Here is a 17,361-nt window from a genome sequence, read left to right on the forward strand (position 1 = left end):
GCGGGAACTGCAACGGAAACTGTGTTGCCGTCAGCGTTGCCGTCACTGCCGTCATCGCATGCGGCTCCGGTAGGCGGGAGCGCGCCTTCGTTCGAGGGATGCTCTGATCTGTGATCCGCGTGGCACTTGTGGTCCGTTCGGACAGGTGCCGTTCCGCGTATATTCCGCAAAGTTGAGCTTGGCGGTCAGAGGCAGAGCTTCCTAGCATCATCCTCGTGGAACCCAAAACCCTTGCAGAACTCCAGCTTGGGCCACACCATCGACCTACCGGGTTCACCCGCCACTACTACGGCTATGCCGACGGGTCCCGCGTGGAAGTGCCGCCCCCAGTGTCTTTGCGCATCGTGCAGTACGAGGGCGATGAGCCACGCGCCTACCTCTTCTACTGTGACCACAGTGGCGAAGAGATGACCGACACTATCCACGACTCTATAGACGAAGCCATGGACCAGGCTGAAGCAGAGTTCGGTGTGCAACGGCACGAATGGGACCTCCTCGAGTAGCCCTTGCGTGCGTACACGCCCGTAGGGCGTGCCGGAGCGGGCGGCCGGTGGTACGCCCGAAGTCGCGCGCGATCACCGCGGTGCTTGTCCATGGGAGCGCTTCTACCATTGCCCCGTGCCGTACGAGATGGAGACGTATCAGCCCTATGCGTCATCCCGCGTTGTCACGATCGATGAGTTGGCCGGTTTGTTCGTCCCGGACCAAGAACCGGTGTTCGCGTACGGCAGCGGTGGCGAGGACGTATTGATCGTCTCGGTGCACCATGGTTTCAGCACCGTTTCGCTGCTGCACGACCGAACGTGGTACTGGCTTGAAGAGTCACCGGATGCCGATCCTGTCGAGATCGTGCTGTGCGGGCAGGAGGCGTGGGTCCCGGCGGGTGCCATCGTTCGGCCCGAGATCGGGCTCGCCGCGCTGCGGCTGGCCCATGACGTGCCGCATCTCATGACCCGGTTCAAGTGGCGCGCGCAATGAGCCCTTGCCCACCGTCACGGCGGCTCCTCAGGCACAGCTCTCAATCCTCGTGAAGACGGACGCAGAGTTGACGGTCGGGGACCATAGGCCACCTCCGTTACGTCCTGCACACCTTGCGACGAAGCCGCACGCCGAGACCTGAGCCGAGCGCTTGTACCGCTCGACGACGCCTTCCCTCGAAAGAAGCGTCAACGATCCGACCGCCTCACCCGATCAACCATGGTGGCATCGGCGGACCCTGTTCTAAGCAAGCAGATCCGGAACCGTACCCCTGCCGCGTGTCTTCGCCGTGAGGCGCGGGCGGGAGTCGAACCCGTAGTACCAGCTTGGGAAGTCGACGATCACCTGAAGGCGCGGGGAGCGGAGGGGACTGCGGCTGGGAGCGCCGTTCGGGCGCCAGAGACGACCAAGGGCCTCCCCCGACGTTCGTCGGGGAAGGCCCTGATCAAGGAGCGGAGGCTCGGGGATTTGAACCCCGGATGGACGGTAAGCCCAAACCGCATTAGCAGCTCGGGTGCTGATCGTTCAGGACCGTCCTACGTGGGTCAACTCGTACCGGTGATCTTCCCTGAACGGCCCTGGATGGCGGGGAACTGCAACGGAAACTGCAACTGGGGCAGCTGCACGACCAGGGCTAACGGGGCGCGTTATGTCCGCTGACGCGAAATCGGCCCCAACCCTTCCGGGGGTGGGGCCGATCAGGTGGATCGATCTCGTCAGCGGAAGATCGACCGAAGGATGGCCTCGATGAAGGCACCGATGGCTCGGGCGATGGCCTCGGCGACGAGGCGGGCCACGAGGATCCCGAAGCCCGCGAATGCGGTCAAGGATCCGATCAGGACCAGGTCGATCCAGCCGACCGTCACGAGCCAGTGGATGGGGCAAAGCCACACGTCGACGATGCCCAGCCCGAGCATCGCGATGTAGAGGAGCAGGAAGACGCCCCGCCGCGTTCGGGTTTTGTCAAGGTTGTGCGTCATGGGGGTTGCCCTTCAGACGGGCGCCGGTCTGTTCCGACGCTGAGGGGAACCGTCCGGTATTGCTGCTAGGAGGCAATGGAGATCCGGAAGTTGAACACGACCTCGCTCTCGCAACCGCCTGCCAAGGCGACCTGGGAACAAGCACGCTGGCTGCTCAACGACGACACACTCAAGCCCGAAGATCGCGTCGCCGGCCTGCTCGTTCTTCTCTACGCCCAATGGCCGGCCGCCATCAGCCGCCTCACCCTCGACCACGTCGATACCGATGAACACCACGTGCAGATCGCTCTGGGCCGCGAGCCGGTCGTCCTCCCCGAACCACTCGCCGACCTGGTCCGCCAGGTCGCCGCGACCCGGCAAGGGCACGCCACCATCGGCGACCACGGCACATCGCCATGGCTGTTCCCCGGCGGCCAGCCCGGCCGCCCGATCAGCTCCTACCAACTCGCCGAACGACTCCGCCATCTTGGCCTGCGCCCAGGACAAGCCCGATCCACCGCATTGTTCCAACTCGCCACCGACCTGCCCGCAGCCGTCCTGGCCCGCATGCTCGGCATCCACATCGCGGTCGCCGTCGCCTGGCAACACGCCTCCGCCGGGGACTGGGCCAGCTACGCGGCCGACGTCAGTCGACGGCCACCCCGGAACTGATATGACCCGCCGGACCAAAGGAGCCCTGTGACAGACGCCGGAAAAGATCACGCTGAGCAGGGTGTCGAGCCGATGATGGGAGATGGTGTCACCCCCGGCATCGTGCGGATCGGCGACACCGTTCGCCGTCCGGTCCGCCCGTTCACCGCCACGATCCAGGCCTACCTGGCCCACCTGCACGAGGCCGGATTCACCGCAGCGCCCGTCCCGCTCGGAATCGACGAGCAAGGCCGCGAAGTGCTGTCCTTCGTCTCCGGGGACGTTCCACGAGAGCCCCTTCCCGACGAGACCGCCGGCGAGGACGTCCTTGTCGCACTGGGCCAGCTCATCCACCGGCTGCACGGCGCCGCCCAGGGCTGGGTCCCTCCTCCCGACGCCACTTGGGGAGGCATCCCCGGATCCGACACCGTCCCCATCGGGCCGGTCGACGTGGAACCCGAGCTCGTCAGCCACCGCGACTACTGCCCCGGCAACGTCGTCTTCCGCAACGGCCTGCCCGCGGCCCTGATCGACTTCGACCTCGCCCGCCCGACCACGCGGCTCTACGACATCGCCAACGCCCTCTACTGGTGGGTGCCCCTGCTCGACCCCCGTGACCGGGCACCAGCCTTCACCGACCTCGACGCTCCCCACCGAGTAGCCGTTTTCGCTGACGCCTACGGGATGACCACCCAGCAGCGCACAGAGCTGGTGCCCCTGGCGACCCGGATGGTTCATCGTTTCCACCTGACCGCCCGAGCCGCAGCCAACGTCGACCCGGTGTTCCGACGCTTCTGGGAACAAGGCGTCAAGGACCGGATGCCCAGGGCCGAAGCATGGCTCGCACACGCAGGCCCCGCCATCGCAGCGCGACTCACCGCAACCGCCCCACACCGGCACACCTGAGAAGGCATTCGGAGAGTTGGAATATCCGACGTCGCCAGAGCACGTGGCCGCCGCCCAGGTCCAGGACGCCAGTGCCCGGATGGCCGCCGCCCTGTGGGGCGAGGAGTAGCAACTGCAACGGGAACTGCAACTGGGGCGGCAGGAGCCCCAGGAACGATCAAGGGCCTCCCCCGACGTTCGTCGGGGAAGGCCCTGATCAAGGAGCGGAGGCTCGGGGATTTGAACCCCGGATGGACGGTAAGCCCAAACCGCATTAGCAGTGCGGCGCCATAGACCGGACTAGGCGAAGCCTCCTCGGTGGCCACCAGGCCGCACACAGCGTACCGGGCATCAGCCCTTGTGAGCAAAGCGTTCGATGGTGTCCCCCGGCTCAGGCCGTTACGCCGAGGGTTTCCGTCGCTCTGACGACGGAAACCCTCGGCGCTGAGCGCGCCCGACATCACCCCGCCGTCGCTGTGGACACCTTGCCGTCGGCGCGGACAGCACGCCGCCCCTTTTGTCCCATCCGGACAGCAATGACGGCGGCAAGGAGTCCCGGGGGGCGGGTGCCTTGGGGACGGCGGTCAGTCGGTTTCGATCACGTTCAGGGCGTCGTCGGCGTACATCTGGCGGAGGGTGCGCTTGGAGAACTTGCCCACCGAGGTCTTCGGGACGGCGGCGATGAAGGACCAGCGCTCGGGGACCTGCCACTTGGGCACGCGTTCGGCCAGGTACGCCCGCAGGTCGCCGGCGGAGATGGTGGCGCTCTCGCGGAGGACGACCGAGGCGAGCGGGCGTTCCTGCCACTTCGGGTCGGGGACGCCGATGACGGCGGCCTCGATGACGTCGGGGTGGCCCATCAGGTGGTTCTCCAGCTCCACGGAGGAGATCCACTCGCCGCCGGACTTGATGACGTCCTTGGCGCGGTCGGTGAGGACGAGGTAGCCGTCGGGGGAGACGGTGCCGACGTCGCCCGTACGCAGCCAGCCGTCGTGGAACTTCGACGGGTCCTCGTCCTTGTAGTACGAGCCGGTGATCCAGGCGCCCCGGATCTCGATCTCCCCCACGGAGGCGCCGTCCGCGGGCAGGACCGTGTCGCCGTCGCCGACGACGCGGACCTCCAGGCCGCTGAGGACGCGGCCCTGGGTCGTGCGGTAGCGCAGGGGGTCGGGGCAGGCGGGCGGCGGGTGCGCGACCGAGGCGACGGGGGAGGTCTCGGTCATGCCCCAGGCCTGCACGATCCGGACGCCGAGGTCGTCGAACGCCCGGAGGATGGACTCGGGGACCGCGGAGCCGCCGCAGGGGACGAGGCGCAGGGAGCTCAGGTCGGACTCGTTCTCCTGCGCGTACCGGAGGACCTCGTTCCAGATGGTCGGGACCGCGCCGGAGACGGTGGGACGCTCGTCCTCGATGATCCGGACGAGGGGCTCGGGCTGCAGGAACCGGTCGGGCATGACCAGCGACGCGCCGGCCATGAGGGCGGCGTACGGAAGGCCCCAGGCGTTCGCGTGGAACATCGGCACGACGGGGAGGACGCGGTCCGTGGCGCACAGGCCGACGGCGTTGCCGGTGCAGACGGACATCGAGTGCAGGTACGCGGTGCGGTGCGAGTAGACGACGCCCTTGGGGTTGCCGGTGGTGCCGCTGGTGTAGCACATGGCCGCGGCCTGGCGTTCGTCGATCTCCGGCCAGTCGAACGTGTCGGGCTCGGCGGCGAGCAGGGCCTCGTACGCGTGCAGTTCCGGGGCGGCGGGCTCCAGCGGCGCGAGGTCGGCGTCCCCGACGACGATCACGTGGCGGACCGTCTTCATGCGGGGCAGGACCGCGGCGAGGAGGGGGACGAGCGTGGCGTCGACGATGACGATGTCGTCCTCGGCGTGGTCGGCGATGTAGACGAGCTGGTCGGCGGAGAGCCGGATGTTGAGCGTGTGCAGGACCGCGCCCATCGACGGCACGGCGAGGTACGCCTCGAGGTGCTCGGTGTTGTTCCACTGGAAGGTCGCGACCCGCTGGTCGGCGTCGACGCCGAGACGGCGGAGTGCGTTCGCGAGCCGGGCGACGCGGCGGCCGAGCTCGGCGTACGACGTGCGGCGCATCCCGTCGCCGGTGAAGGTCGCGACCTCGGCGTCACCGAAGATCTGGGTGCCGTAGCGCATGATCGAGGAGATGGTCAGCGGATAGTCCTGCATCGTGCTCCACACGGCGGCCTCCACGCTCGAGGGTGTGACCGGATTGTGGCCCTCCGCGCAGTCCCTTGTCAGCATCTCCCGGCGAGATCGGCGATCACTCCAGGGCGGCGAACTCCTCGTCGGCGTCCTCGCGCAGTTTGGCCATGGCGCGGGAGACGGTGCTCTTCACGGTACCGACGCTGACGCCGAGCGCCTCGGCGATCTCGGCCTCGGTGAGGTCGTCGAAGTAGCGCAGCACGATGTACGCGCGCTGGCGGGCGGGCAGGCGGTCCAGCAGGCGGTCGAGGGCGTCGCGCAGTTCGCTGCGGTCGGTGTGGTCGGCGACGGGGGTGTCGGGCATCTCGTCGGTCGGGTACTCCTCCAGCCGGCGCCGCCGCCACCAGGAGATGTTGATGTTCACCATCGCGCGGCGGACGTAGCCATCGAGGGCGGCGCGGTCCTTGATCCGGTCCCAGGCGAGGTACGTCTTGGCCAAGGCGGCCTGCAGCAGGTCCTCGGCCTCGGTACGGTCGGCGGTGAGCAGGAGGGCGGCGCGCAGGAGCGTGGGACGCCGTGCCGCGACGAAGTCACGGAACTCATCGTGCGACGCAGTTCCCACAGGACCGCCCGGCATGCTGGGGAGTTCGTTCTGACACCATGCCGACGATCGCACGGGGACCGTAATTGTGGATCAAGTCGCCCCTCATGTTTCGGCCAACCCGTCCCGGGACAATCATGAAAAACTGTCACGTATACCTATCGGCATCTTTGGCCGATTTGGACAAAGGAGTCGACAGAAGGAACGCACGGGGTAAGGCTTGACGTGCGACTTCCCGTCGCAACGGCCATGAGCACTGTCATCGATGTTCGGAGCTTCCCCCATGCTGCCATCCCGCGATTTAATGCACCGCCGACGCCGGCTCCGGGCGGCGGTGTTCAGTGACGCGCCGCGTTATCCGGAAGAGAACGATTCCTGGCCCCGGCGCGCGATCGAGGGAGTGATCGTCGACGCCAGTCCCCATGTCCTCACGCTCGCCCTGGCGGACGGTACGCAGGTACGTCTGCCGATGTCGGCGACCGTCTCCATTTGGTACGACGGCCGCGCCGAGCTCGCGGCCCTGCGTCCCGGACGGCACGCCGTGGTGCGCCCGGCCGAGGCCGGTGGCCTGGCCGCCGAGCACATCTGGGTCGACATCACGCGGGTCACCGGCGTGATCACCAGGCGGGTCGGCGACGTGTTCGAGGTCGACGCGGGGCCGCATCGCGGGCGCCAGGCCGTGACGGTGCCGGCGCAGGCGCTGCGCCGCGTGCAGGTGCGCCATCCGCGCCTGGAGCCCGGCGCGCTGCTCGACGTCATCGGTGTCCGGCGGGGCGGCGAGGTCCTCGGGCTGCGCCCCGCGCAGACGTCACCCCAGCCGGCCCCGCACGCGATCGAGCCGACGTCGCGCCGGTCGGTGGGCTCCGTACGGGTCCTGCGCGGCACGGCGACGTGGTTCGACCATCCCGACGACGCGCGCGGCGCGGCGTACCCGGCCCTGGACTCGTACGGTGACGGCGGTGGCTGCGGCACCGGCCCGGCGACCCGGCTGCCGTACCTGTCGCTGGGCAGTGTGCTGCGGGTCCGCAACGAGTGCACCGGGCAGGAGGCGCACGTGCCGGTCATCGAGTGCGGGTGCCTGGCCGCCCGCTTCTGCGACCGCTGCGTCCGGTGCGGAACCTCGCCGCGCGGCCGGGTGGTCGAACTGTCGAGGAGCGCGTTCGTCGATCTGGGCGGTGACCTGGACGTCGGATGCTTCAACGTCACGGTACGAGTGGACCGCCCATGACCGAGCGAAGCGAGGGAGACAAAGGCGCAGCCCCACGCGTCACCCCTCCGACGAAGGAGGGCCCATGACCGAGCGAAGCGAGGGAATCAAAAGCGCAGCCCTACGTGTCGCCCCTCCGACGGAGGAGGGCCCATGACCGAGCGAAGCGAGGGAATCAAAAGCGCAGCCCTACGGGTCGCCCCTCCGACGGAGGAGGGCCCATGACCGAGTTGTTCCGCGAGGTGCAGATTCCGTTCCTGGCCGTGGTGCTCCTGGCCGGTGCCGTCGGTAAGGCGCTCCCCCACGGCCGTACGCCGAACCTCACCCGGTACCGAGGCGGCGCCTTCGCCCTGGGCGTCGGGGCCACCGAGGCGGTGCTCGGCATCCTCCTGCTGACGACCTCGCTGTTCGCGGTGCGGCTGGCGAGCGTGGTGTTCTTCGCGACCGCCACCTCCGTGGTCGCCGATCTCGTACGGCGCGGGTCGGATCAGGCCTGCGGCTGCTTCGGCCGGCTCAGCACCGCGCCCGCCCGGCGGCTGGGCGTGGTCCGGGCCGCGGTGCTGACCGGGGCGGCCGTCATGGCCGCCGAAGCGCCCGGGACCGGTGTGCGGATCCTCGCCTCGGCGGACGGCCGGTCCGCGGCGCTGCTCGCCGTGGACTGCGTGGTGTTCCTGGCGGTGTCCCCCGAGGTGGTGGACGCGATCGAGCACCGGCTGCATCCGATCCCGTGCGAGCTGCGCGACGTGCCGCTCGACGCGACGTACGCGGCGTTGCGGCCGAGCGCCGCGTGGCGCGACCACGCGGCGTCCCTCACCTCGGCCGAGCCGACCGACGTGTGGCGCGAGCTCTGCCACCGCTACCTCGTCTATCCCGGGGAGGTGGACGGCCGGGCGGTCGAGGTGGTGTTCGCCGTCCCGGTCGACGGGGGATCGGCGGCCGTACGCGCCGGAGTGGCATGGGACTCGGGCTGGGAACGCCAGGACGACGACTCCGGGCCGCAGCGGGTGCACAGCCCCATCGGGGGGCGCTGATGGCGCGCTGACGTACGCGCACCGCGTGCTGCCAGCGGCCTGTCAGCCGGCGGTGCGAGGCGGGCGCGAGATTGGGTTCTGCGCGGGGGACACCGCGCCGAACCGAGTCTCAGGGAGCCTCTCATGCGGAACACGCGCGTTCTCATCTCCGGTGCCGGCATCGCGGGCCTGGCGCAGGCGTACTGGCTGGACCACCACGGCTTCGACGTGACCGTGGTGGAGCGGGCGGCCGAGCCCCGGCCCGGCGGTCAGGCGATCGACGTACGCGGCACGGCGCTGGCCGTCGCCGAGCGGATGGGCATCCTGCCTGACATGCGACGGCTCAAGACGGACATGCGCGGCTCGTCGATGGTCGACGGCTCCGGCAAGGAGCTGTACTCCAGCACGGAGCGGACGTTCAGCGGCGGCGACCTCGACAGTCCGGACGTCGAGATCATGCGCGACGACCTGATCGAGCTGCTGCGGGACGCGGCGGGGGACCGGGTGGAGTACCTCTTCGACGACTCGATCGCCGCGATCGCCCAGGACGGGGACGGCGTGCACGTCACGTTCGAGAGCGGGGTCGCGCGGTCGTACGACCTGGTCGTCGGCGCCGACGGGCTGCACTCGAACGTCCGCAGGCTCGTCTTCGGGCCCGAGACGGAGTTCATCCGGCACCTCGGGATGTACGTCGCGGTGTACACCGCGCCGAACTTCCTCGGCCTGGACCGCTGGCAGACCTTCTGCATGGAGGGCGGCGTCGGCGGCGGCGTGATGACCGCGCGCGGCAACAACGAGGTCCGGGTGTACGTCGGGTTCGGGTCCGAGGAGCCGCTGGACTACGACTACCGGGACGTCGAGGCGCAGAAGCGACTGCTGGCCGACCGCATCGGCGACGTGTGGGTGTTCCCCACCGCGCTGAAGTACATGTGGGACGCGCCGGACTTCCACTTCGACGCCATGGCCCAGATCCACCTGGACCGCTGGTCGCGCGGCCGGGTCGCGCTGCTGGGCGACGCGGGGTACTGCGGGTCGCCGATGTCCGGGCAGGGCACGAGCATGGCCCTCATCGGCGCGTACGTCCTGGCCGGCGAGCTGGCGGCGGCCGACGGCGACCACGAGGCCGGGTTCGCGGCGTACGAGGCGGAGCTGCGCGACTTCGTCGCCGGCAACCAGGCGCTCGCGCTGGTCGACCGGGAGCTCCTGGAGGACGGCGCGGAGGTCCCGGAATTCGACAACAACACCGCGCGGCTCACCGAGGTGGCGAACTCGCTGACGCTGAAGGACTACGCGCCGGCGAACGTCCGGCGGTAGCTGGTGGGCGGCACACCGACGACACGCGCGAAGTGGCGGCGGAGCATGGTGGCGGTGCCGAACCCGGTGCGGGCCGCCACCTGCTCGACCGCCAGGTCGGTGGTCTCCAGGAGCCGCTGCGCCTCGGCGACGCGCTGGCGGATCAGCCAGTGCGCGGGCGTGGTGCCGGTGAGCTGGGTGAAGTGCCGGGCGAACGTCCGCGGGGCGGTGCCCGACCGCCTCGCCAGGTCCGCCACGGACAGCGGCTCGGCGAGGTGATGGCGAGCCCACTCGAGGGTGTCGGCGACGGCGGACTGCGCGGTGGCCGGGGCGGGGACCGGACGCTCGACGAACTGCGCCTGGCCGCCCTCCCGGTGCGCGGCGGTGACCATGCGCCGGGCGATGGTGTTGGCGACGGCGGCGCCGCAGGCCCGGCGTACGAGGTGGAGGCACAGGTCGATGCCGGCGGCCGTGCCCGCCGAGGTCCAGATGCCGCCGTCCTCGGTGAACAGCACGTCGGGTCGAACACGGGCGGCGGGGTAGCGCTCGGCGAGCGCGTCGGTCAGCGCCCAGTGGGTGACGGCCCGGCGGCCGTCGAGCAGACCGGCCGCGCCCAGCACGAACGCCCCCGCGCACAGCGACGCGATCGGCACCTTCGCCTCGTACGCGGCGCGCAGCGCGTCGAGGACGGCGGCGGACACGGGAGCGAGGGCGTCGACCCGGCCGGGCACGACGACGAGGTCGCACTCGGTGAGCGCGGCCAGGCCCCGGTCGGGGGCGAGGGTGACGCCGTGCTCGAGCTGCACGGGGCCCTCACCGCAGCGCCACAGCTCGAAGTCGGAACACCCCGGGCGGGAGACTCCCCAGACCTCGGTGATCACGCCGTAGTCGAAGGGGCGGATGCCGTCGCAGACGACGACGCCGACGGTACGCATGGCAGGAAAGTATCGTACGTCGACTTTTCTGCCACTCGTCGGGCACTCGTCACGAGGGGATGCTTCCCGACATGGCAGAACTCAGCGAGAAGGCGGCACTCATCGTGATCGACGTCCAGAAGGGTTTCGAGGACCCGTACTTCGGCCGGCGCGACAACCCGGCCGCCGAGGACAACATCGTGGCCCTCATCCGGGCCTGGCGGGCGGCGGGCCGGCCGATCGTGCTGGTCCGGCACGACAGCCCGGAGGGATCGCCGTTGGCACCGGAGTCGCCGGGGAACGCGCTCAAGGACGTCGTCGTCGCGGCGTTCGAGGGCGCCGAACCTCAGCTCTTCGTGACCAAGAACGTGAACTCGGCGTTCTACGGCAAGCCCGACCTCGACGGCTGGCTGCGCGAGCGCGGCATCGACCAGATCGTGATCATCGGCATCCAGACGAACATGTGCAACGAGACCACCGCCCGGATGGGCGGCAACCTCGGATACGACGTGCTCTACCCGATCGACGCCATGCACACCTTCGACGCCGTCGGGCCGGACGGGGAGACGGTGACCGCGGAGGAGCTCACCCGGGCGACGTCCGCCAGCCTGCACCACGGCCGGTTCGCGCGGGTGGTGCGCACCGCCGACCTCCTCGGGGCCTCTGCAGGCATATAGCGGACTCTTCCACGTTCACTAGAAAGCGCTATAGAGAACTCGACTCGACTCTCGACCGTTCTCTAGCTCTCTCTAACGTCGCGACTAGAGAGGCGTAGATTTCGCTCGACGCTCGCTCGATCGGGTCGCCTATGCCTCTCTAGCGCATTCGCAAGAGACCGATATACGACGTCAGAGCGGCTGTGGCGGCGGGACTCAGACCGGCTGGGACCGGAGGAAGTGCCCGAAGTGCGGCACCGTGAAGGCGACCAGACCGCGCTCCGCGCTGTAGATCAGCCCCTTCTTGATGAGGCCGTCGCGGGCCGGCGAGAGGCTGGACGGCTTGCGGCCCAGCTCCTCGGCGACCGTGGAGGTCGGCACCGGGTCGTCGCCCAGCGACGCCATGGCCCGCATGTAGTCGCGCTCGGCCGGGGTCGCGCGCTCGTACCGGCTGCCGAAGAAGCCGACCGCCAGCTCCCCCTCCGCCTCCGGCGCCGCGACCTTGATGTCATCCGCGCTGATCGGAGTCGCCGGCGCGATGTCCCAGGCGACCTTGCCGTACGCCTGGACGAAGTAGGGATAGCCGTCGGCGGCCTGGTAGAGCGCGTCGAGGGCGTCGGGGGTGAAGGTCACGCCCTCCCGCTCGGCCGGGGCGAGCAGCGCCAGGTCGGCGGCGGACCGGTCGAGCCGGTCGATGCGGGCGTACCGGAAGAGGCGCTCGGAGTAGGACTTGCTGGCCGACAGCACCGCGGGCAGGTGCGGCAGCCCGGCACCGACCACGATCAGCGGTCCACCGCTCTGGGACAGCTCGTGGCAGGCCGCGCACAGCGCCGACACGTCGTCGGCCGGGATGTCCTGCATCTCGTCGACGAACAGCGCGATGCCCACGCCGAGGTCGGTGGCGACCGAGGCTGCGTCGACGAACAGCTCGGTCAGGTCGATCTCCAGGTCGCCGGAGTCGGCCCGGCCGCGCGCGGCGGGCACGTCGATGCCGGGGTTCCACCGGCGCGGCACGGTCTTGCCCTTCGCCGGCTCGGTCTCGGCCTGCGCGAACGCCTTGAGCACGCCGAGGAAACCCTCGATGCGGTCGGGCGCGCGATGCCGGGGGGCCAGCTCGCGTACGGCCATGTGCAGGGCGGAGGCCACGGGACGGCGGATCGACTGGTCGGGACGCGCCTCGATCTTGCCGGTCCCCCACAGCCGCTGGATCGCCATCGACCGGAACGTGTTGAGCAGCACGGTCTTGCCCACGCCGCGCAGGCCGGTCAGGATCATGCTGCGCTCGGGGCGGCCGTGCGCGACACGTTCGAGCACGACCTCGAACTGCCGCAGCTCGCGGTCACGGCCGGTGAGCTCTGGAGGTCGCTGCCCCGCGCCGGGGGCGTAGGGATTGCGCACGGGGTCCACGCTCTCGGACTCTATGAGCGGATATAGCTGCGGCCGTAGATTTCCGTAGAAAGTGCTACGGCGTGTCGCGCGACGGCGCGGCCGGCACCGTGTCGCACCCGGAGCGGTGAGGATCGCCACCGGCCCCGCCTCCTCAAAACGTGCGCATACCGGACGTCGAACTATTGTTCGAAGTTCTGGTCACGGTAGCGCACCCGGGGCGGGCCCGTCAGCGGAACGCTCGCTACCCGTCGAACAAATTATCGATCATGTGGTGGAGTGCGTCGGCCATCTCCACGCGCCTCTCCGGCGCCGCCGCGACGACGAGACCCGCCTGCCAGAGCGCGCCGAACAGCAGGTGAGCGAGCGGTTCCGGGGCCTCGTCCGGCCGCAGCTCCGCGACCGAGGCCCGCAGCAGTCGCCGCGCGCAGTACGGATTGTCGAAGTCGAGGGAGCGCTGCCACCCGAGTACGAGCGGTCCCTCGATCAGGAGGATGCGCCGGACGGCGGGCTCGAGGCAGGAGTCGAGGAACCCGTCGGCGCCCGCCTTCAGTCGCTCGACCGCCCCGCCCTCCGCCGTCTCGGAGACCGTACGGGCACGCTGGAAGATGTCCTTCTCGATCGCCTCGTGGGCCGCGCGGAACAGCTTCTCCTTGTCGGCGAAGTGATGGTAGAGCGCACCGCGCGTCACGCCGGCCCGCCGCACGATCTCCGTCGTCGACGTCTCGGCGAAACCCTTGTCGGTGAACAGGGCGATGGCCGCGTCGACGAGCGCCGCCCGTGTCGCCTCGCCCTGTTCCACCTTGAGACTCATAGCGGTCATCGTAGGTGCACGTTGATGGTCGCGTCCGTCCCGAACTCCGCCGGATCCGCCCGCCCGGTCGCGACCAGCACGAACCGCAGGGGGTCGCCGCGCAGCACGGGGCCATCGGCGCCGATCGCGTACTCACCGGCCCCATCGAGGACCAGCCGGAACGGGCCCCGGCCCAGCCGGTCGAGCTCGTCGCGGAGCCACCGGACGCTCGCGAGCAGGCCGGATCCGCGGTCACCGGGCCGCCCGAGCGCCGCCCGGATGTCGTCGCCGTGCACGAACGCGTCGTACCAGAGCGTGTGAACACCGTTGCCGATGGACCGCCCGACCTTCGGAGCCGGCCGGTCCCAGGCGGCGTCGTCGAGTGACTCCAGGAACGGGATCAGGCGTCCGGCGGCCGCGCGCAACCGGGCGGCGAGGTCCGCCGGTGCGACGTCCCGGAACGCCCGTGCCTGCTCGTCGGGCGTACGCGTGCCGACCACGCCGTCGACGGTGTCCACGGCGTTCGCCGTGACGTGCCCGGCGACGTCGCGGACCTCCCAGCCGGTGCATCGGGTCGCCGTACGCCACTCCTCCGGCGACAGCCCGTCGATCAGCGCGGCGAACCTCGCGTACTCCCCGGCCAGCCCCGCCACGACCTCCGCCCGCCTCATCGGACGCCGACCCGCGCCTTGGCCCGTACGGCCTCCGCGATCCGGGCGACGGTCTCCAGGTGGGGCGACGCGTCCAGGGCGCCGACGCGGATGACGAAGTGCCGCGCGCCCGCGTCGGCGTACGCCGCCAGGCGCTCGGCGCACTGGTCCGGCGTGCCCGCGACGAAAGCCTGAAGCGTGGCCATGTCGTCCAGCGAGGAGCCGTAGTACGCCCGGACGTAGGCGTCCAGCTCCGCGCGCGCCCGTTCCGGGTCGTCCTGCGGGAGCACGGTCACGTACAGCGCGGGCGTGACCGCCGCGGGCTCGCGCCCGGCCTCGGCGGCGATCGCGTCGATCTCCGCCCGTTGTCTGCCGTACTCCAGCGGATCGGGGAGGTAGGGCAGCCAGCCGTCGAAGAGCCGCCCGACCCGGTCGACCGCCTTCGGCCCGGCACCGGCCAGCCAGAGCGGCGGGCCGCCCGGTCGCGCCGCCGCCGGCAGACCGGCCAGCCCCTCGAACCGCCAGTAGCGGCCGTCGAAGGAGTCCGGCCGGTCCGCGCTCCACAGCGACCGCCACAGCCGCACGGTCTCCAGCAGACGGCCGAGCCGCTCGGTGAACGGCACGCCGGCCGCGGCGAACTCCGCCGCGGTCTGCGGGTACGGGAAGCCCGCGCCGAGGCCGAGCGTCAGCCGACCCTCGCTGACGAGGTCGAGGGTCGTGATCGCGTGGGTGGCGAGCAACGGCTGCCGGAGCGCGCCGGTCAGCGCGGCCGTGCCGACGCCCACGGTGGTCGTCGTGGCGGCGACGGCCGACAGAAGGGTGAGCGGCTCGACGCGGGGCCGGGCGGTCAGCGAGTCACCGGCCCAGACGGAGTCGAAGCCCAGGCCCTCCGCCCGGCGGGCGAAGTCGATCAGTCGCGACACGTCCCAGTCGCCGCCGATCGCGGCCTCGCGGGTGGGGAGCAGTACGCCGATGTCGATCATGCCGCCACCATACATACATGCGGCCTGTACGTACAGACTGCATGTATGTAACCACCCGGCTCGACGGGGTGGGCCTGGCCCCGAACCGCATCCCGGGTGTGGCACCCCAGGCGCCCAGATGGGTCAGGAATCGAGAAGCGCGACTTCCGGCACCGCTTCTAGTCTCATCGTCATGGCGTCCACCGGATGGACGCAAGACCATCTCTCAAGACCCCGAACAGCAATCGATCCGCAAGGAGAAACCAACCATGAGCAACACCGCCGGCAGCGCGTACGAGGGGTTCACGGCCGAGGAGCGGGCCGCGATGAAGGACCACGCCCAGGAGATGAAGAAGGCGGCGCGGCGCGGTTCGAAGGCGGACAAGGCGGCGGAGGCGCTACAGGACGTGCTCGCGAAGATCGCCGAGATGCAGGAGTCGGACCGGGCCATGGCCGAGCGTGTCCACGCCGTCATCACGGCCAACGCCCCGGCTCTGGCGCCGAAGCTCTGGTACGGCATGCCGGCGTACGCGCTGGACGGCAAGGTCGTCTGCCACTTCCAGCCCGCGGAGAAGTTCAAGACGCGCTACGCCACGCTGGGCTTCAGCGACCTGGCCAAGCTGGACGAGGGCTCGATGTGGGCGGTCGCGTTCGCCCTGACCGAGCTGACCCCCGAGGTGGAGGAGCGCATCGCCGCCCTCGTGAAGCAGGCGGTGAGCTGAAACCCCCCTCGACCCTCGCAGTGGCCACCCTCCCATGCGTACCCGGAATGCCGAAGAGCCCGCCTCTCGACCTGGTCTCCAGGCCAAGAGGCAGGCTCTCCGAATCAGGAGAACGCGTCAGGCCGAACGCTCGCCCTCGAAGACGGCTACTTCGACGCACTTTTCTGTCGTCGTCTACGCGTCCGCAGCTATTAGATACAAGTCCGCGTTCTCCATCAGAAGCTAATAGGCCATCGACTCCAATCTGGAATTACAAGGTGTGGATGGAGTCCAGGGCGGTGACTTCGACGCATTGGTTGCCGACGCTGTCTGACCTGCTGCTTTTGCGCCAATCTGTTGATGCTGCGTCCGTCTTCACGCGGTCATCTCCTTGATCGCCTCTCTGATGAGAGTAACCGATGCCGTCTTATCGAGGGAGACCTTGGTCATCTGCCGGAAGTCCGCATGGAAGCCGGCGATCTCGTCGGCATCGTGGAAGTACCGCTCACCGGCGCGGTTCTCGCAGAGCGCGACATCGGGATCCATGGAACTGGCGAAGCTGAGGATCACAAACGGATTGCCGACCGCCGGATAGAGGCCTGCCTGGAACGGAAGCACCCGCAGGCTCACGTTCGGCAACTCTGCCGCCTCGATCAGGCGATTCAGCTGGCCTCTCATCGTCTGCGGATCCCCGCCCAACCGCCGTAGGGCGGCCTCGTCGATGAGCGCATGGAGCTCAAGCGGGTCATCACCGTACAACCGTTCTTGCCGCTTGAGTCGTGCGTCGACTCGCCGCTCCAACTCCTCTTCTGTGACCTCCCAACTCGACGTACGCACCATCGCGCGTATGTAGTCCGGCGTCTGGAGTAGGCCGGGCATGATGCTGGCCTGGTAGTTCCGTACGAGCGTTGCTTCGGCTTCGAGCTGGACGTACGGGCCGGGGAGGACGTCGCGGTAGGAGGACCACCAGCCGCCGCGTTTGCGGGCGTTGCGGCCGAGGTCGATGAGGCGGTCGCGGGTCTCGGCGCCGACCTTGTACAGCGTCAGGAGCTGGCGCAGGTCGCTCATGCCAATCGAGCTCTGCGCATTCTCAATTCGGACGATCTTGTAGGCGGAGGCGTCCAGGTACTCCGCGACCTGCTCCTGAGAGAGGCCGGCCTGCAGGCGGAGGGCTCGCAGTTCACCGGCGAGACGACGCCGGAGGACGAGTGATGCACTCATTGTGGTCCCTTCGCTTGTGAGATCACACTTCTTGGTCTAGCGTGCGAGCGAACACATAGTGTCACGACTCAACTACGGAGCGGGGCAAATGACCGAATGTCATGGCTCGGGCAAGCACGCCCGAGCGGATCTTCCACTCGGCGATCCGAGCCGCTACCTCGAAGCGCTCGCCGAGCGGCTGCGAGGTGAAGGGTGGTACGCCCGCCTCATCGTCTCCGCGGGGCAACCGCGTTTAGACGTCGTTTTATTTGGCGAGTCGGCGGTAGCAGATGAGGGCGGCAGCGATGCCGACGAACGCCAGGAAGTGGTCGGCTTTGCGTTCGTAGCGA

The 17,361-nt window shown here is 69.5% G+C and carries 19 protein-coding genes, 1 tRNA gene and 1 pseudogene; 9 read left to right on the top strand and 12 right to left on the bottom strand.

Going from position 1 to position 17,361, the window contains the following annotated elements; all coding sequences use genetic code 11:
• Positions 1-215 precede the first annotated feature (215 nt).
• Positions 216-503 (top strand): hypothetical protein, encoded by a 288-nt coding sequence (locus tag AB0L00_RS20380; RefSeq protein WP_364436192.1) that lies wholly within the window; start codon positions 216-218, stop codon positions 501-503.
• A 115-nt stretch (positions 504-618) separates the two neighbouring features.
• Complete coding sequence (locus AB0L00_RS20385) at positions 619-978, top strand: hypothetical protein (protein WP_364436195.1); 360 nt, start codon at positions 619-621, stop codon at positions 976-978.
• Positions 979-1,694: 716 nt separating this feature from the next.
• Here the strand turns inward: AB0L00_RS20385 and AB0L00_RS20390 are convergent.
• A complete protein-coding gene (locus AB0L00_RS20390; RefSeq protein WP_364436197.1) occupies positions 1,695-1,958 on the bottom strand; it encodes a hypothetical protein in 264 nt (87 codons plus the stop codon).
• A 75-nt stretch (positions 1,959-2,033) separates the two neighbouring features.
• Here AB0L00_RS20390 and AB0L00_RS20395 point away from each other — a divergent pair, with 75 nt between their 5' ends.
• Both AB0L00_RS20395 and AB0L00_RS20400 read left to right on the top strand, forming a co-directional pair.
• Positions 2,034-2,609, top strand: a complete 576-nt coding sequence (locus tag AB0L00_RS20395) for a hypothetical protein (protein ID WP_364436199.1) — start codon at positions 2,034-2,036, stop codon at positions 2,607-2,609.
• A gap of 72 nt (positions 2,610-2,681) precedes the next feature.
• Positions 2,682-3,494 (top strand): aminoglycoside phosphotransferase family protein, encoded by an 813-nt coding sequence (locus tag AB0L00_RS20400; RefSeq protein ID WP_364436202.1) that lies wholly within the window; start codon positions 2,682-2,684, stop codon positions 3,492-3,494.
• A 204-nt stretch (positions 3,495-3,698) separates the two neighbouring features.
• On the opposite strand, the gene AB0L00_RS20405 is transcribed toward AB0L00_RS20400, so the two are convergent.
• The 3 genes from AB0L00_RS20405 to AB0L00_RS20415 form a co-directional block, all read right to left on the bottom strand.
• Positions 3,699-3,788: transfer RNA gene (locus AB0L00_RS20405), tRNA-Ser, on the bottom strand.
• 269 nt (positions 3,789-4,057) lie between these two features.
• Positions 4,058-5,674, bottom strand: a complete 1,617-nt coding sequence (locus AB0L00_RS20410; protein ID WP_364436205.1) for a long-chain fatty acid--CoA ligase — start codon at positions 5,672-5,674, stop codon at positions 4,058-4,060.
• 82 nt (positions 5,675-5,756) lie between these two features.
• Positions 5,757-6,260 carry a SigE family RNA polymerase sigma factor gene (locus AB0L00_RS20415; RefSeq protein ID WP_345366612.1) on the bottom strand — a complete coding sequence of 168 codons (504 nt, stop codon included), beginning with the start codon at positions 6,258-6,260 and terminating at the stop codon, positions 5,757-5,759.
• A 283-nt stretch (positions 6,261-6,543) separates the two neighbouring features.
• On the opposite strand from AB0L00_RS20415, the gene AB0L00_RS20420 reads away from it, so the two are divergent.
• The 3 genes from AB0L00_RS20420 (at position 6,544) to AB0L00_RS20430 (ending at position 9,770) form a co-directional block, all read left to right on the top strand.
• Positions 6,544-7,467: a hypothetical protein gene (locus AB0L00_RS20420; protein ID WP_364436208.1), complete on the top strand. Its 924-nt coding sequence runs from the start codon at positions 6,544-6,546 to the stop codon at positions 7,465-7,467.
• Positions 7,468-7,667: 200 nt separating this feature from the next.
• Positions 7,668-8,477 carry a MauE/DoxX family redox-associated membrane protein gene (locus AB0L00_RS20425; RefSeq protein WP_364436210.1) on the top strand — a complete coding sequence of 270 codons (810 nt, stop codon included), beginning with the start codon at positions 7,668-7,670 and terminating at the stop codon, positions 8,475-8,477.
• A 123-nt stretch (positions 8,478-8,600) separates the two neighbouring features.
• Positions 8,601-9,770, top strand: coding sequence for an FAD-dependent monooxygenase (locus AB0L00_RS20430; RefSeq protein ID WP_364436213.1), 1,170 nt, complete (start codon positions 8,601-8,603; stop codon positions 9,768-9,770).
• Here the strand turns inward: AB0L00_RS20430 and AB0L00_RS20435 are convergent.
• A complete protein-coding gene (locus tag AB0L00_RS20435; RefSeq protein WP_364436216.1) occupies positions 9,743-10,684 on the bottom strand; it encodes a helix-turn-helix domain-containing protein in 942 nt (313 codons plus the stop codon). The genes AB0L00_RS20430 and AB0L00_RS20435 overlap by 28 nt on opposite strands.
• Positions 10,685-10,755: 71 nt before the next feature.
• Here AB0L00_RS20435 and AB0L00_RS20440 point away from each other — a divergent pair, with 71 nt between their 5' ends.
• On the top strand, positions 10,756-11,340 hold the full coding sequence (locus AB0L00_RS20440; protein ID WP_364436219.1) for a cysteine hydrolase family protein: 585 nt from the start codon (positions 10,756-10,758) through the stop codon (positions 11,338-11,340).
• A gap of 195 nt (positions 11,341-11,535) precedes the next feature.
• On the opposite strand, the gene AB0L00_RS20445 is transcribed toward AB0L00_RS20440, so the two are convergent.
• The 4 genes from AB0L00_RS20445 to AB0L00_RS20460 all read right to left on the bottom strand — a co-directional run bounded on the left by AB0L00_RS20445 (position 11,536) and on the right by AB0L00_RS20460 (position 15,131).
• Positions 11,536-12,726 (bottom strand): ATP-binding protein, encoded by a 1,191-nt coding sequence (locus tag AB0L00_RS20445; RefSeq protein WP_364436222.1) that lies wholly within the window; start codon positions 12,724-12,726, stop codon positions 11,536-11,538.
• Between the two features lie 223 nt (positions 12,727-12,949).
• The gene (locus AB0L00_RS20450) at positions 12,950-13,519 is read right to left on the bottom strand and encodes a TetR/AcrR family transcriptional regulator (protein WP_364436225.1); all 570 of its coding nucleotides are present in this window, start codon (positions 13,517-13,519) and stop codon (positions 12,950-12,952) included.
• A 5-nt stretch (positions 13,520-13,524) separates the two neighbouring features.
• Positions 13,525-14,169, bottom strand: a complete 645-nt coding sequence (locus AB0L00_RS20455) for a maleylpyruvate isomerase family mycothiol-dependent enzyme (protein WP_364436228.1) — start codon at positions 14,167-14,169, stop codon at positions 13,525-13,527.
• Positions 14,166-15,131: an LLM class flavin-dependent oxidoreductase gene (locus AB0L00_RS20460; protein ID WP_364436231.1), complete on the bottom strand. Its 966-nt coding sequence runs from the start codon at positions 15,129-15,131 to the stop codon at positions 14,166-14,168. The genes AB0L00_RS20455 and AB0L00_RS20460 overlap by 4 nt, the downstream gene beginning before the upstream one ends.
• A gap of 248 nt (positions 15,132-15,379) precedes the next feature.
• Here AB0L00_RS20460 and AB0L00_RS20465 point away from each other — a divergent pair, with 248 nt between their 5' ends.
• On the top strand, positions 15,380-15,832 hold the full coding sequence (locus tag AB0L00_RS20465; protein ID WP_364436234.1) for a DUF1801 domain-containing protein: 453 nt from the start codon (positions 15,380-15,382) through the stop codon (positions 15,830-15,832).
• A 250-nt stretch (positions 15,833-16,082) separates the two neighbouring features.
• On the opposite strand, the gene AB0L00_RS20470 is transcribed toward AB0L00_RS20465, so the two are convergent.
• The 3 genes and pseudogenes from AB0L00_RS20470 to AB0L00_RS20480 form a co-directional block, all read right to left on the bottom strand.
• On the bottom strand, positions 16,083-16,190 hold the full coding sequence (locus AB0L00_RS20470; RefSeq protein ID WP_364436237.1) for a DUF397 domain-containing protein: 108 nt from the start codon (positions 16,188-16,190) through the stop codon (positions 16,083-16,085).
• Positions 16,187-17,032, bottom strand: a complete 846-nt coding sequence (locus AB0L00_RS20475; RefSeq protein ID WP_364436239.1) for a helix-turn-helix transcriptional regulator — start codon at positions 17,030-17,032, stop codon at positions 16,187-16,189. Before AB0L00_RS20475 ends, AB0L00_RS20470 begins: the two co-directional genes overlap by 4 nt.
• 244 nt (positions 17,033-17,276) lie before the next feature.
• Positions 17,277-17,361: pseudogene (locus tag AB0L00_RS20480) on the bottom strand (IS5/IS1182 family transposase); the annotation flags it as partial.

It is taken from the genome of Actinoallomurus sp. NPDC052308, from assembly GCF_040679195.1.
Taxonomy (GTDB): Bacteria; Actinomycetota; Actinomycetes; order Streptosporangiales; family Streptosporangiaceae; genus Actinoallomurus; species Actinoallomurus liliacearum.